This is a genomic window from Firmicutes bacterium HGW-Firmicutes-1, from assembly GCA_002841625.1.
In the GTDB taxonomy this organism is placed as follows: Bacteria; Bacillota; Clostridia; order Lachnospirales; family Vallitaleaceae; genus HGW-1.
In genome coordinates this window covers 68313-81826 of sequence record PHAG01000014.1, presented here as the reverse complement: position 1 = coordinate 81826, position 13514 = coordinate 68313, and the positions used below count along the sequence as shown (strand labels likewise).

Genomic DNA, 13514 nt, shown 5'->3' with positions numbered 1-13514 from the left:
TGATACACTCACAAACAACTTAGGAAAAGTCACTATTATTACGAAAGAGAGGCTCTATATGCATAAAATTGTTAAAGAGGGTATTACCTTTGATGATGTTTTGTTGATACCAGCACATTCAAAAGTTTTGCCTAAAGAAGTAAATATCTCAACTAATTTAACGAAAACTATTCGACTAAGCATACCGCTTATGAGTGCAGGCATGGATACAGTAACTGAATCAAAAATGGCCATAGCAATAGCAAGACAAGGCGGTATTGGTATTATTCATAAAAATATGACCACTGCACAGCAAGCTGATGAAGTAGATAAAGTGAAACGATCAGAAAATGGTGTTATTACAGATCCATTTTTCTTGTCTCCTGAACATTATGTTTATGAAGCAAACGAACTTATGGCTAAATACAGAATTTCTGGTGTTCCGATTACGGAAGTTGGAAGCAGAAAACTTGTTGGTATCTTGACCAATAGAGATTTAAGATTTGAAACAGATTTCAATAAAAAAATTAGTGAAGTAATGACCACTGAAAATTTGATTACAGCTTCTGAAGGTACAACCTTAGAAGATGCAAAAAAGGTTATGGGTAAACATAGAATTGAAAAACTGCCAATCGTTGATGGAAAAGGAAATCTAAGTGGATTAATAACTATAAAGGATATTGAAAAGGCAATTAGATATCCTGATTCTACAAAAGATGAACAGGGACGATTAAGAGTTGGTGCAGCAGTTGGAGTTTCTACAGATATGATGGAAAGAGTAGATGCTTTGGTTGGTTCAAAGGTTGATATAATTGTTGTTGATACGGCTCATGGACATTCAATGCATGTATTAAAAGCGGTTAAGAGCATAAAAGATAAATATCCTGATTTGCAAATCATTGCAGGCAATGTTGCTACTGGTGATGCTACGAAGGCATTAATAGAGGCAGGGGCAGATGCGGTTAAGGTTGGCATTGGGCCTGGTTCTATATGTACTACTCGTGTGGTAGCTGGTGTAGGAGTACCTCAAGTAACAGCAATTTATGATTGTGCACAAGTAGCTAAGACTTATGGTGTACCAATTATTGCAGATGGTGGCATTAAGTATTCTGGTGATATTGTTAAAGCAATAGCGGCTGGTGGCGATGTATGTATGTTGGGAAGTATATTTGCAGGCTGTGACGAAAGTCCTGGTGATACAGAATTGTATCAAGGAAGGAAATACAAGGTTTATAGAGGTATGGGTTCCTTAGCTGCAATGGAAAAAGGGAGTAAAGACCGTTACTTTCAACAAGATGAGAAAAAATTAGTACCGGAAGGTGTTGAAGGTAGAGTTGCTTACAAAGGCCTTCTAGAAGACACAATTTATCAATTAATTGGAGGCCTAAGAGCAGGTATGGGATATTGTGGTTCTGCTTCTATCCAAGATTTAATTGAAAATGGCCAATTTGTAAAGATTTCAGCAGCATCCTTAAAAGAAAGTCATCCACATGACATTCAAATTACAAAGGAAGCGCCTAACTATAGTTCAGGAAGTTAGGAAAATCGGCTGCGCGGAGATATAATACTTGGTATCTACCTGCCGCTTTTCCAGTTGTTAAGAAAATCGGCTACGCATCAAAAAATTTGAAGATCAAATACCCTCGCTATAACGGCGAGGGTATTTAAACAATGATAGGTGGAATGAGGTTAAGGATGAATCTAAATATATTATTCGAGGATCAACACATTATAGTAGTAGTAAAGGCCCCAGGAGTCCCTTCTCAAAAGGATAGAAGTGGGGATGTGAACATGTTAACATTAATTGAAGAGCACTTGCAAAAAAAGCTTGATCATAATAAACAGCCATATGTTGGTTTGATTCATCGACTTGATCGACCTGTCGGCGGAGTCATGCTATTTGCAAAAACACCATATGCGAACGCTAGATTATCAGAGCAAATAAGGCTTAACAAAATTAAGAAAGAATATTTGGCTGTGGTTTGTGGTAAACCCAAAAACGAAGGGGAGTTGCTTACCCATTATTTAATGAAACAAACAAATAACTTATCTCGAGTCGTAACAGAAAATACCTCATTAGCTAAAAAGTCTATCCTTGAATATTCATTTATACAATCAAAAGTAGTTGAAAAGTGGGGAGAAATCTCTCTTCTGAATATAAAACTAATAACAGGTAGACATCATCAAATACGAGTTCAATTGTCTTTTGTGGGACTTCCGATATGGGGTGATACAAAGTATAATGAGACCTTTGGTCTTATAGACTCTAAAGAATGGTTTTCCATTGCTCTATTTGCACATCTTCTATCCTTTGAACATCCAAAAACAGGAAAATCTATGACTTTTACAATAGATACGACGGAATATCCCTTTGATCAATTTTAAAGCTCCAATTTTGAACCAATTAAAGGAGTGATTATTATGAAAAACAAGAAGATTCTAATGTTATGGGTGTTGAGCTTTTGTTTGTTAGGTCTGAAAGCCTTTGTAATTAAATTTGCAGGTGAACATGCGGAGCTTGTAGAGAGGGTGTATTCTAGAGGCATATATCCAGTCATATCTAATTTATTGACAAGTATATCTAACATAGTGCCGTTTTCTGTCGGAGAAATTTTCATCATGTTTTTTATAATTGGAATACTTATTGTTCTGATTAAACTAATACATTTTACGATCAAAAGAAAATTTGACAAGCTAATTCTAGGCATATCTTATGTTGTATTTTCAATTGTTTTGGTAACCTGTATTTTTGATGGTGTGTGGCTACTTAATCATTATAGAACTGATATTGAAGATTTAATGTCTCTTCCAATTGAAAAAAACAACAAAGAAGCACTAGTTGCAACCTTTGAAGCTTTAATAATTAAGACGAATAGTTTAAGGCGGGAATTGCCTGAAGATAGTTTAAGCAGCAAAAGAGATATATTACATAATGCATATAGAGGATACGAAGAATTAAATAAACAATATGAATTTATTAAGAAAGATAAGGTAGTAGTAAAGGGATTGCTTTCTTCTCCAATTCAAACGATGAGTGGATATAGCGGTGTTTATTTGTTTTTTATTGGGGAACCAACCATCAATATTCAAGCACCGATCTTCACTCTTCCACATACTGCCTGCCATGAAATAGCTCATCAGAAGGGCTTTGCAGAGGAACAGGCTGCGAACTATATTGGCTTTTTAGCATGTAAGAATAATGAAGATCTGTTGTTTCAATATTCGGGATATTTTTCTGCAATGGAATATGTTGGAAGCGCGCTATTAAAGGAAGATTCAAGGTTGTATTATTCACTTGTAAAAAGCATAGATGGTAAGGTTTTAGAAGATAGTTCATATAATTGGGAGTTTTGGGAAAAAGCCGAAAGCCAGTCTGCATCAGCTGTAGTGAATCAGTTAAATGATTCCTATCTTAAAGCATACAATCAGCCAGATGGCATAAAAAGTTATGGACAGTTTGTTGATTTGTTGATTGCAGATTATATGGTAGATGGCGAAGTATAAAAATAGAAAAAGACAGGGGTGCATTATGTTAGGAAGTATTGTGAATGCAGTTGCTATAGTACTTGGATGTTTATTAGGATTATTAGTAAAAAATGGCCTTAAAGACAAGTATAAAGAGATCGTTATGCACGGTATTGGATTGTCAGTTTTGTTTATTGGGACTTCTTCAGCTATTAGTGGATTGCTAAATCCAGATAGCGAATCTATTCTATTTATTTTAAGTCTTGTTATTGGAGGATTAGTTGGTGAGTGGATTGGTATTGAAAGAAGACTTGAAGGTTTAGGAGATTTTTTGCAAAAAAAAATCGGTAAAGGTGAGCATAATATTTCCCAAGGGTTTGTTACTGCAAGCTTAATTTTTTGTGTTGGTACTATGGCAATTATCGGATCCTTAGAAAGCGGTTTAAGAAATAATCATAATATGTTATTTGCTAAGGCCGTTCTTGATGGGATTACCGCAATTATACTGACAACTACACTAGGTATTGGAGTTGTCTTTTCAGCTGTTGCTGTACTTTTGTATCAAGGTACTATCGTTGTGTTTGCTAGTTATATTGAGCCTTATCTATCAGTAGACATTATAAGAGAAATGTCCATAGTAGGTGGTATCCTAATTGTTGGTATAGGACTTTCCATGTTGGATATTCTAAGGGTAAAGACAGCTAATATGCTTCCGGCTATTTTGGTGCCAGCTGTATGGTATCTTATAGGTAAACCACTTATTGCTTTGATTTTTTAGCTTTCATTATTCTTTGGTATTGGGAATAAATGCCATCTTGGTTTCATTACAGGTAGGGCATCTGAAATAATCAGGTAAATTTTCAAAAGTAGTATTCGGGGGCACATCACATCTTGATTCGCCCTTTTCTTCTCTATAAACATAACCACATACCGTACATTTGTAAGTTTTCATTCCTTTGAACCTCCAAACAATTTGATAAGTTTATTATCCTATATTATAATGGAGTTATCAATATAAATATGAGCATATTGTCGAATTTGCTGATTTTAAGAATATATATTAGGTAGTTGGGTTGACAATTTCGGCTGAATTCATATATAATACAGGTTAACCAACTTTTAGGGGTATACTTGGAATTGGAATATTTGCAGTTGGTTTTGAAAGAAAATAACTTATAAAACAAGGAGGAATGAATATGTCATTCTCTTATATACAGGAAATGCCGTCTCCAAAAGAGATTTTTAATGCTATTTCTTTACCAAAGGATTTAGTTGAGGTTAAGAAACAAAGAGACGCTGAAATAAATTTGGTTTTTGAAGGAAAAAGCGATAAGTTTTTGCTGATTATTGGACCTTGTTCAGCAGATAATGAGGATACAGTGTGTAGCTATGTTGAAAGGCTAGCAAAAATGCAAGAAATTGTTAAGGATCAAATCATTATTATCCCACGTATTTATACAAATAAACCAAGAACAACTGGTGAAGGTTACAAAGGGATGTTACATCAACCTGATCCAAATGAAAAGTCCAATTTATTTGAAGGTATTAAAGCAATTAGAAATATGCATATTAGGGCAATTAGAGAGTCGCATCTTACTTGTGCAGACGAAATGCTCTATCCGGAAAATTATGCATATTTAGATGATATATTAAGCTATGTTGCTATCGGTGCTCGATCTGTTGAAAATCAACAACATCGCTTAACGGTTAGCGGAATCGATGTACCTGTCGGAATGAAAAATGCAACAAGCGGTGATATTTCCATAATGTTAAATGCAATTAAGGCTGCTCAAGTTGGACACGAATTTATATTTCGTGGTTGGGAAGTAGGCACCTTGGGAAATCCGCTTACACATGCAATTTTAAGAGGTGCAGTAAATCATTACGGAACGAATATTCCTAATTATCATTACGAAGATTTGGTGAGAGTAATTGAACAATATGAAAAGCGTCAATTAATGAATCCTGCAATTATAATTGATACAAATCATGCAAATTCTAATAAGAAGTATAAAGAACAACCTAGAATTGCACGAGAAATTCTCGATAATAGAATATATGATAAGAAGCTAAAAAAATATATTAAAGGTTTGATGATTGAAAGCTACATTGTTGAAGGGGCTCAAGAAATTGGTGACAATGTATATGGTAAATCTATTACGGATCCATGTTTAGGGTGGGAAGCTACAAAAAAGATGATTTATGAAATCGCTGAAAAGCTAAGCAAATAAGCTGTAGTCCAATGATTGCCATTGTGACAGATTCAATAAAGATGTAGAATTAAATTAGTTCTATATATATTTACAATAGGAGGATATCATGCAAAAAAGACGGTTGACACTTACAGCAAAAATAATGATTGGATTTTCAATTATCACAGTAATCGTGTTGTTAAGTAATATTTTTAATATATTTCTTTCAAATGAAATAAAAGGTGCATCCACAGACAGTGAAAGAAGAGTTGAGGATTTATACAAGGCATATGAATTAAAAAATTTGATTGAAATTACATATAGCTATCAAAGTGATGTCATTATGAATAATGATATTAAGGTTATTGAAGCTTATCAAGCGCATATTCTTGAACTAGAAAAAATCATTGCTGCAATTGATGCTGCGGTTGATACAGAAGAGGAAAAAGCATTAATTAGCGAATTGAAAAATGATATAAAAGAATTCGTTGGAAATCTTGACCAAATTATTGTTATTACTAAGGATACTTCCTTAACAGAAGTGAATCGTACTTATAAATATAAAGCATTAAACAAAGAAGCAAGCATACAAAAAGGGAAGCTTTTAACTAGGATAGAAGAAATTAGGGTCTCTTTTGAAAATGAAAAAATTGAAGAGTATAAAGTCATGAAGGATGCTCTTAGATTTTCATCCTTCGTACAAGTTGTTTCGATGATACTAGTACTTATTGCAGGTTTACTCATTGGATATGTGATGTCAAAAATACTTGTTAGTAATATTAAGAAACTTGTACAAGGTGCAAATGTATATGCTAGTGGGGATCTCACACATTCATTGATAATAGAGTCGAATGATGAGGTTGGTGACCTAGCAAATGCATTTGATACTATGGGACAGAATTTGAGGAAATTAATTACAGAGGTGGTAGATATTTCTCAAAACCTGTTGGCTTCAAGTGAAGAACTTTCGGCGTCTTCCCAAGAAACAAGTGCAGGTAGCAGAGAGGTTACAGAGACAATTACTCAAATAGCAGAAGGTGCTGGACAACAAGCAGAAGCCATTGAAAAGACTGCTAGCTTAATGAAAGATGTGAATAATAAAGTACAGAAGGTTTCAGAAAATACTGAGCATGTGAATGAAAGTACGCAAAGAACCACGGATGTTGCTGAGAATGGTGTTCAACTCTCAAAAAGTGCGGGGGATAAAATCAACAAAGTCATGGATGTATTTGAAAAAATTACAAAAGCAATCACTTCACTAGAAGCCTTATCAAAACGTATTGGAAGTATTGCAGATGTGATTAATAATATATCTGATCAAACGAACTTACTGGCGCTTAATGCAGCAATTGAAGCAGCAAGAGCAGGTGAACAAGGCAAAGGCTTTGCAGTTGTAGCTGAAGAAATTAGAAAGCTTGCAGAGCAAAGTACACAGTCTGTTAAAGAGGTAAGCAAGTTAACGAATGAAATTGCAGAGGAAACAACAAAAGCAGTTAAAATAATAGAAAGTGGAAATAAGGATATCAAGGAAGGTGTAGTTGCTGTTTCTAATTCAGGAGATGCGTTTATTGCTATCATGAATGAATTTGAAAACGTAGCTGGTGAAGTTCATGAAGTTATTATTTCCATTAAAGATATTAATTTGTCTTCAAACAAAGCATCAGATGAGATAGACAGCATCGCAGCTATTGTTGAGCAGTCAGCTGCAAGTAGTGAAGAGGTAGCCGCTATAAGTCAGCAGCAAAGTCTTGCAATAGATGAGGTTGCTAAACTTGCGCAACACCTTGCAGCTATCGGAGAACAATTAAGTAAAGAGGTTCATAGATTTAAAATATAAACTAAGATACGTATTAAAATCCCCAAGCTTAATAGCATTGGGGATTTTTTGTTGTTATAGGGTTTTTCAGAATTCATTTTAAGGTTGAGAAGTCTTTTTTTGTGGCTTTAATAATGAATGGTTCAAAAGTAGGATGAAAACCCCAGCAATAAATGCATTAAGAAAGCCATTAAGTTCTATGCTTGGCACTAAAAAATCAGCAAATAATATTGTCCAAGTGTTAACAACCAAAGTGAACAATCCAAAAGTAATCATATTAAGCGGGAAGGTTAAAATTAGTAAAATAGGTTTAATAATCATATTTACTAGGAGTAAAACAAAGCCTAACAAAAGTATTGAAGCATCGCTATGTATATCTATGGTATCTATCACCATAGAAAGCACGTATAGTACAGCCACATACGATATGTATCTTAAGGCCAATCTTGACATACTGATTCCTCCAATTGAATGGTGTTTGTGTTATCTGATTTTTATTATTACATCTGCTTCAGGTGTTTTAATAGTTGCAAGATCAAAGGGTTCACGTGTAAGTGAGCAAATCAATTCATAAATCTGAACAAGGAGATTTCTGAAATCAATCGTTTTCTTTGGAATAAACAAGCCCGCTAAGTCAATGATATCAAATATTGATTGAAAAATCTCTTCAAAAACGATAAATGGTATTGATAGGGGTAATTTAAAGCGTTTTGTTCCCTTTTTAATATTTACCCATATAATTACATTTTTGCTACTCAACATAAATTTTTACCAATACAGAACCATGTTCTTTATCATTTACCTCAACGTCAATAATGGTAGGATCATCTAGAGTGCCATTTATGATTTCCTCAATTATTTTTGCAAAATCGATTGAAGTAATATCAATGCCCTTTTCTTCCATTTCTTTTCTGGTTTCTGCAGGAATAAAGGATGTCATTTTGGAGCTTATTTCTCCAATTGTCAATAATAGTCTAATGGGAACATTGACATTAACATTTATTTTGCCATCTTCTGCAAGGACCTTAATTTTTAAAAACTTGTACTTCGTTTTATTATAGGATGTAGTCACTAAAGGTTGTTCGGTTTTAATACCTTGTAAGGCTTCCAAAAGTTCCATACCCTCTGACGCTGATATTTGTCCTTTCTCTATCATTTCTAATATTTTTTGTTGTTCACTCATTATTGATAACCTCCTTATAGGCTTTTAATTTTTTCGGTTGCTTCCTTGGCGGATAACTCTCCTTTTGAGAGTTGGTCAAGAATTTCATTTCTAGTTGCTTCTTTCAATTCTTTTTCCATTACTTGTTCTTTAGTTACTACCTCATAACCTAAAGAACGAATTACATTGTCTAATTTACCACGAACTGTTGGGTAGGAGATGCCTAGTTCTTTCTCCACATCTTTGATATTACCTCTACATTTGATGAATATCTTTACAAATACAAGGTCTTCCTCTGGTAGTCTGCAAAATTCACATGGTTGGAAATCACCTTCTATAGAAGAAGAGCATTTTGGACAGCTCAGTTTGGTTATTGATAGCTTTTCATCGCATACAGGACATTTACCTGGCGCTTTGTATTTCATAAAATCACCTTCAATCTTGTTTGATAAGATTAATATACACCTGAATATTGAATATGTCAATAATAATATTAATAAAATTAATACAAACATTAATAAAATTAATTCTAGCATTGAATATGTCTAGGAACATCATTGTAATATTAAGTTGTAATTTGAAATATAACACAGTAATACTAGCTTCAGTACCAATTAATATAAAGAATTAGTTTGACTTATGCAAGGTGCAAATATCATCAAAAAGTGTAATGTGGTTCTACCATTTGTATTAATAAATGCAAATATTTTACTACACAAAGCGAATTTGAGCGTTGCCCTATTAGACTTCAATAATAAAATATGATATAATTAATTGGTTCGCCTGCAAGGAAATAAATGTATATTACTCAGGGAGGGGGGATAGGCTACATTGATAGAAATAAATGAAATTAATAAGATATACGGACACGGGAAAATAGCAGTAAATGCGCTAAAAGAAGTATCCTTGACAGTTGAAAAGGGAGAATTTGTTTCAATTATGGGAGCTTCAGGATCGGGAAAATCTACATTGCTTAATATATTAGGATGCTTAGATCGACCATCTAATGGTACATATTCCCTTGATGGTGTTCAAGTTTCCTCTTTATCAGACGTAGAGTTGGCTAAGATACGAAATCAAAAAATAGGTTTTGTATTCCAATCTTTTAATTTATTACCACGGTTCAGTGCTTTGCACAATGTTGAATTGCCAATGATCTATGCTGGAGTTCATCATAAAGAAAGAAGAGCCAAAGCAATTGAGGCTTTAGATAAGGTTGGATTATTAGATAGAATGGATCATAAGCCTAATGAAATGTCTGGAGGACAAAAACAAAGAGTAGCAATAGCAAGAGCACTTGTGAATTCACCAGCAATTATTTTAGCGGATGAGCCAACAGGGAATCTTGATAGTACATCCTCAGAAGAAATTTTGGCTATATTTCAAGGGCTGAATAAAGAAGGTGTAACTGTAGTATTAGTAACTCACGAGCAGGAAATTGCGGAGCATACAAAGCGTGTATTACGGTTTAGTGATGGATATCTAACGAGTGATGAAAAGATAAACAATCCATTATTGGCAAAAATGAAAAAAATAGAAGAATAAATGGAGGTAGTACAATGAATCATGAAAACGGAGAAATTATGGGTGAAGAGATAGAAATTTTAACATCTGGACAACGATTATTTAATATTTTTTATTCACCAGGTAAGGTATTTAAGTCAATTAATCACAAGCCAAACTTTTGGTTACCGATGATTATTACGATGGTTATCAGTTTGCTTTTCTATTTAGCTTATTCAGGTCCTTTTGGAGAGATTATGATGACAACATTAGAAGCTCAGGCAGCTACTAATCAAGCTATGACACCAGAGCTTATAGAAACATTAGTAAAAATCTTTTCCATTGCTGCAATTATTATCGCACCTTTCTCTGTAGCATTTATGATCTTTTTAAGTGCACTATTCTACTGGTTGGGTTCTATGATTTTTAAAGGCCATGGCTCATATATGAAATATGTATCAATCATGGCACACGTAGGTTTGATTTCAACGATATCCTTGATTGTAACAGGATTGATGTATTTAATTTCAGGAGAATTTTTGTTGGATCGTCCAATAACTAGTTTAGCTAGCTTATTACCAGACAGCATGAAGATGACCATGTTAGATGGGTTATTATTAAACTTTGAAGTTTTTAGCATATGGAGATTAATATTAATCGCTATTGGTATTCAAGAAATAAGTGGATTAACTAGGAAAAAAGCATTTGTAATTGTAGGTGTTATTTTTTCTATTGGTATTTTACTTACATGTGGTTCATTATTACTCAATACAATTAGTTATAATTAGGTAGTTTTAGGAGAGAACAGACTTATGAAAAAGAAAAAGAAAATAATAATTGGTTTACTCATATTTTCAGTTGTGCTAATCATGATTGTATTAAATATGATCAAAGCAAATAAAGGGGAAGGTGGATTTTCAGTTGGTAAAGGCAAAACCTATAGTGTGGAAGCCAAGACCATTGAATTATTACCCATTGAATCGACAGTAATTGTTGCAGGTCGTGTTGAGGAAGTGAATAAAGAGGATATCATTCTACCATCTCAAGTCGTAATTCAGGAATGGCTAGTGGAAAAAGGAGATGTTGTAAAGAAAGGTGATACTCTACTTAAGATTGATCTATCAACTCTAAAGACAGAGCTTGCCCAATTACAATTAAGCAAAGAAGGTCAAGTACTACAAATGGAAAAAATTCAGGTTGCCTCTGATATCTCTATGATTAATCTACAAAGTGCAAAAGCACTTTATGATAATTTGCTAATTACATATACAAATAACGAGGCACTTTATAGCGAAGGAATTATCTCGAAGAGTGACTTAGATGCGTCTAGTAAGCAACTCGCTGATGCATTAAATCAAGTAACTATAGCTGAACTTAATTTGGCCCAAGGGGATACACAAGCTATAGAAAATGGGAATACTTCAGGAATAGATATCGCAATACAACAAAAACGAATTGAAGAAATCAATTTAAACATGAATCGCGTTAATGAAGAAATAAGCAAGCTAAATAAAGCAACTACTAGCCCTATTGATGGCATCATTACTCAAATCAATGTTCCAGCAGGTACCATGGCAACCGCTATGCAAGCGGCCTGTACGATAGTTGATTCTAAGGAATTGAAAATAGTTGCAAATATACGTGAATATGACATTAAGAAGATTGCTACCGGCCAAAAAGCTATGATTACAGGTGATGCAATTAAAGAAGATGCAAATATTATTGCAACGATAAGTTATATAGATCCTATAGCAAGAAAGACTGTTGAGGGAGCTAAGGAAGAAACTGTGATAACGGTTGAACTTACAATTATAGAAGGTGCAACTTATCTTAAGCCAGGATATACTACTGATTGTGAAATCACGACAGAAGCTAAGGAACAAGCAATAATCGCTAGCTACGAAATGTTTAAAGAAGACAAAGACGGAAGTAAATATGTTTTTGTAATAGATGAAAACAATACCCTTCGTAGACAACCAGTTACCCTTGGAATTATCTCGGATTTCAATGCTGAAATAGTTGAGGGACTTAAGGTTGGAGACAAGGTGGTCATTAATCCATCCTTAATTCTCAAAGAGGGCGTTAAGGTTGAAATAATGCCAGAAGAGGAATGAGGGGATAAATATGCATTTTACAGAAAACTTTAAGCAAGCATATAAAAGTCTGAGTGCAAATAAATTACGATCAATTCTTACCATGGTTGGTATTATTATGGGCGTTTTTTCTGTGGTTGCTATTTTAGCAATTGGTAACGCTGCTAAATCCTTTATGCAAGCAGAATTCAATAAGCTTGGAGCAAATACAATTATTTTGCAATATAGGTCAAGTGATTTATCTGAAAGCGATTTAATGACTATGCATGATCAAGATATAATTCTAGAAGCATTACCAGAGGTTGTTAATATTAGTGCTGTTAGTTCTAGAAATGGAACAATTAGACTTCCAGAAAAAACGAGAAGTGCAACAGTTGTTGGAATCACATCCCAATATACAAGTTTTCAAACACTAGACGTTGCTCTTGGACGTTTTATCAATGAAGAAGACGTTAATTCTAATCGGAAGGTTGTTTTTATTGATGATAATTTTGCAAAAAGGTATTTCGGTAAGGTTGATGTTATTGGCGAAGAGTTAAAACTAACGAATGCATCAAACGATATTATCAAACTAACGATAGTTGGAGTTCAAGATACTGGAGACGACCCTTTTTCATCTATGATGGATAATGAACAGGTGCCAGCTACAATCATTATCCCTTTATCAACCTTTCAGACGTATTATAATGTTGATCATGTGGATCGCTTTGATATGGCGATTAAAGAAGGTGAGCAATTAAAAGCCACAGGTGATAAGCTGATTAAGCTATTAGAATTTGTGCATCAAAATAAAGAGAAATATATGGCGACGAGCGTGCAAGATATTCAAGAATCAGTTGGAAATGTACTAGGTGTAATATCCGCAATTTTATTAGTAATAGCTGTTATAACCCTTGTAGTAGGAGGTATTGGTATTATTAACATATTGCTTGTATCTGTAACGGAAAGAATTCGAGAAATAGGAATTAGGAAAGCGTTGGGAGCACGAAAAAAAGACATTGTTCTACAGTTTTTAACAGAATCCATCATGATGACTGGAACGAGTGGTTTAATTGGTATTATGTTAGGAGTTATTTGTGGAGCAATTATCTCTAAGATTATTAAGATTCCTCCGGTTGTGGATTTTAAGACAATACTGTTCACCTTCCTAGGATCTGTAGTACTTGGAATTATCTTCGGAGTATATCCAGCAAAAAAAGCAGCTGATCTGAACCCTATCGAATCTTTGAGGTACGAATAATAGAAGAAAATTGCTAGGTAGGATTCGTTAGATTTGGTTTGAAATTGAAATGAAGAAAAGGATA

Annotated in this window: 15 protein-coding genes; 10 read left to right on the top strand and 5 right to left on the bottom strand. The window is 34.0% G+C overall.

Annotated elements, in window-relative coordinates; genetic code table 11:
• The first annotated feature begins 58 nt into the window (after positions 1 to 58).
• From CVU84_15800 to CVU84_15785, 4 genes are all read left to right on the top strand, one after another.
• Positions 59 to 1519 (top strand): IMP dehydrogenase, encoded by a 1461-nt coding sequence (locus tag CVU84_15800; GenBank protein PKM93448.1) that lies wholly within the window; start codon positions 59 to 61, stop codon positions 1517 to 1519.
• Between the two features lie 131 nt (positions 1520 to 1650).
• Positions 1651 to 2364 (top strand): RNA pseudouridine synthase, encoded by a 714-nt coding sequence (locus CVU84_15795; protein PKM93447.1) that lies wholly within the window; start codon positions 1651 to 1653, stop codon positions 2362 to 2364.
• Positions 2365 to 2400: 36 nt separating this feature from the next.
• Positions 2401 to 3483: a DUF3810 domain-containing protein gene (locus CVU84_15790; GenBank protein ID PKM93446.1), complete on the top strand. Its 1083-nt coding sequence runs from the start codon at positions 2401 to 2403 to the stop codon at positions 3481 to 3483.
• Between the two features lie 25 nt (positions 3484 to 3508).
• Positions 3509 to 4222, top strand: coding sequence for a DUF554 domain-containing protein (locus CVU84_15785; GenBank protein PKM93445.1), 714 nt, complete (start codon positions 3509 to 3511; stop codon positions 4220 to 4222).
• A 6-nt stretch (positions 4223 to 4228) separates the two neighbouring features.
• Here the strand turns inward: CVU84_15785 and CVU84_15780 are convergent, their stop codons facing one another.
• Positions 4229 to 4396, bottom strand: coding sequence for a rubredoxin (locus CVU84_15780; protein ID PKM93444.1), 168 nt, complete (start codon positions 4394 to 4396; stop codon positions 4229 to 4231).
• A gap of 238 nt (positions 4397 to 4634) precedes the next feature.
• On the opposite strand from CVU84_15780, the gene CVU84_15775 reads away from it, so the two are divergent.
• Both CVU84_15775 and CVU84_15770 read left to right on the top strand, forming a co-directional pair.
• Positions 4635 to 5675, top strand: a complete 1041-nt coding sequence (locus tag CVU84_15775; GenBank protein ID PKM93443.1) for a 3-deoxy-7-phosphoheptulonate synthase — start codon at positions 4635 to 4637, stop codon at positions 5673 to 5675.
• Between the two features lie 88 nt (positions 5676 to 5763).
• Positions 5764 to 7473: a hypothetical protein gene (locus CVU84_15770; protein PKM93442.1), complete on the top strand. Its 1710-nt coding sequence runs from the start codon at positions 5764 to 5766 to the stop codon at positions 7471 to 7473.
• A gap of 78 nt (positions 7474 to 7551) precedes the next feature.
• Here CVU84_15770 and CVU84_15765 read toward each other — a convergent pair whose 3' ends face one another.
• The 4 genes from CVU84_15765 to CVU84_15750 are packed head-to-tail and all read right to left on the bottom strand — an operon-like array spanning position 7552 to position 9039.
• Positions 7552 to 7905, bottom strand: a complete 354-nt coding sequence (locus CVU84_15765; GenBank protein PKM93441.1) for a hypothetical protein — start codon at positions 7903 to 7905, stop codon at positions 7552 to 7554.
• A gap of 30 nt (positions 7906 to 7935) precedes the next feature.
• Positions 7936 to 8214: a hypothetical protein gene (locus CVU84_15760; protein PKM93440.1), complete on the bottom strand. Its 279-nt coding sequence runs from the start codon at positions 8212 to 8214 to the stop codon at positions 7936 to 7938.
• Positions 8204 to 8635, bottom strand: coding sequence for a hypothetical protein (locus tag CVU84_15755; GenBank protein ID PKM93439.1), 432 nt, complete (start codon positions 8633 to 8635; stop codon positions 8204 to 8206). Before CVU84_15755 ends, CVU84_15760 begins: the two co-directional genes overlap by 11 nt.
• A 14-nt stretch (positions 8636 to 8649) precedes the next feature.
• Positions 8650 to 9039 (bottom strand): hypothetical protein, encoded by a 390-nt coding sequence (locus CVU84_15750; GenBank protein PKM93438.1) that lies wholly within the window; start codon positions 9037 to 9039, stop codon positions 8650 to 8652.
• Positions 9040 to 9445: 406 nt separating this feature from the next.
• Between CVU84_15750 and CVU84_15745 the strand changes: the two genes are divergently transcribed.
• The 4 genes from CVU84_15745 to CVU84_15730 are packed head-to-tail and all read left to right on the top strand — an operon-like array spanning position 9446 to position 13450.
• Entirely contained in the window at positions 9446 to 10159 is a 714-nt protein-coding gene (locus CVU84_15745; protein PKM93437.1) for a macrolide ABC transporter ATP-binding protein, read from the top strand.
• Positions 10160 to 10173: 14 nt separating this feature from the next.
• A complete protein-coding gene (locus CVU84_15740; protein PKM93436.1) occupies positions 10174 to 10905 on the top strand; it encodes a hypothetical protein in 732 nt (243 codons plus the stop codon).
• Positions 10906 to 10929: 24 nt separating this feature from the next.
• Entirely contained in the window at positions 10930 to 12231 is a 1302-nt protein-coding gene (locus CVU84_15735; protein PKM93435.1) for a hypothetical protein, read from the top strand.
• A gap of 10 nt (positions 12232 to 12241) precedes the next feature.
• Positions 12242 to 13450, top strand: a complete 1209-nt coding sequence (locus CVU84_15730) for a macrolide export ATP-binding/permease MacB (GenBank protein PKM93434.1) — start codon at positions 12242 to 12244, stop codon at positions 13448 to 13450.
• Positions 13451 to 13514: the final 64 nt, after the last annotated feature.

Coding starts and splice junctions, on each gene's coding strand:
- CVU84_15795 (PKM93447.1), top strand. CDS start 1,651: ATGATAGGTGGAATGAGGTTAAGGATGAATCTAAATATATTATTCGAG.
- CVU84_15735 (PKM93435.1), top strand. CDS start 10,930: ATGAAAAAGAAAAAGAAAATAATAATTGGTTTACTCATATTTTCAGTT.
- CVU84_15800 (PKM93448.1), top strand. CDS start 59: ATGCATAAAATTGTTAAAGAGGGTATTACCTTTGATGATGTTTTGTTG.
- CVU84_15790 (PKM93446.1), top strand. CDS start 2,401: ATGAAAAACAAGAAGATTCTAATGTTATGGGTGTTGAGCTTTTGTTTG.
- CVU84_15765 (PKM93441.1), bottom strand. CDS start 7,905: ATGTCAAGATTGGCCTTAAGATACATATCGTATGTGGCTGTACTATAC.
- CVU84_15730 (PKM93434.1), top strand. CDS start 12,242: ATGCATTTTACAGAAAACTTTAAGCAAGCATATAAAAGTCTGAGTGCA.
- CVU84_15770 (PKM93442.1), top strand. CDS start 5,764: ATGCAAAAAAGACGGTTGACACTTACAGCAAAAATAATGATTGGATTT.
- CVU84_15755 (PKM93439.1), bottom strand. CDS start 8,635: ATGAGTGAACAACAAAAAATATTAGAAATGATAGAGAAAGGACAAATA.
- CVU84_15785 (PKM93445.1), top strand. CDS start 3,509: ATGTTAGGAAGTATTGTGAATGCAGTTGCTATAGTACTTGGATGTTTA.
- CVU84_15760 (PKM93440.1), bottom strand. CDS start 8,214: ATGTTGAGTAGCAAAAATGTAATTATATGGGTAAATATTAAAAAGGGA.
- CVU84_15775 (PKM93443.1), top strand. CDS start 4,635: ATGAATATGTCATTCTCTTATATACAGGAAATGCCGTCTCCAAAAGAG.
- CVU84_15740 (PKM93436.1), top strand. CDS start 10,174: ATGAATCATGAAAACGGAGAAATTATGGGTGAAGAGATAGAAATTTTA.
- CVU84_15750 (PKM93438.1), bottom strand. CDS start 9,039: ATGAAATACAAAGCGCCAGGTAAATGTCCTGTATGCGATGAAAAGCTA.
- CVU84_15780 (PKM93444.1), bottom strand. CDS start 4,396: ATGAAAACTTACAAATGTACGGTATGTGGTTATGTTTATAGAGAAGAA.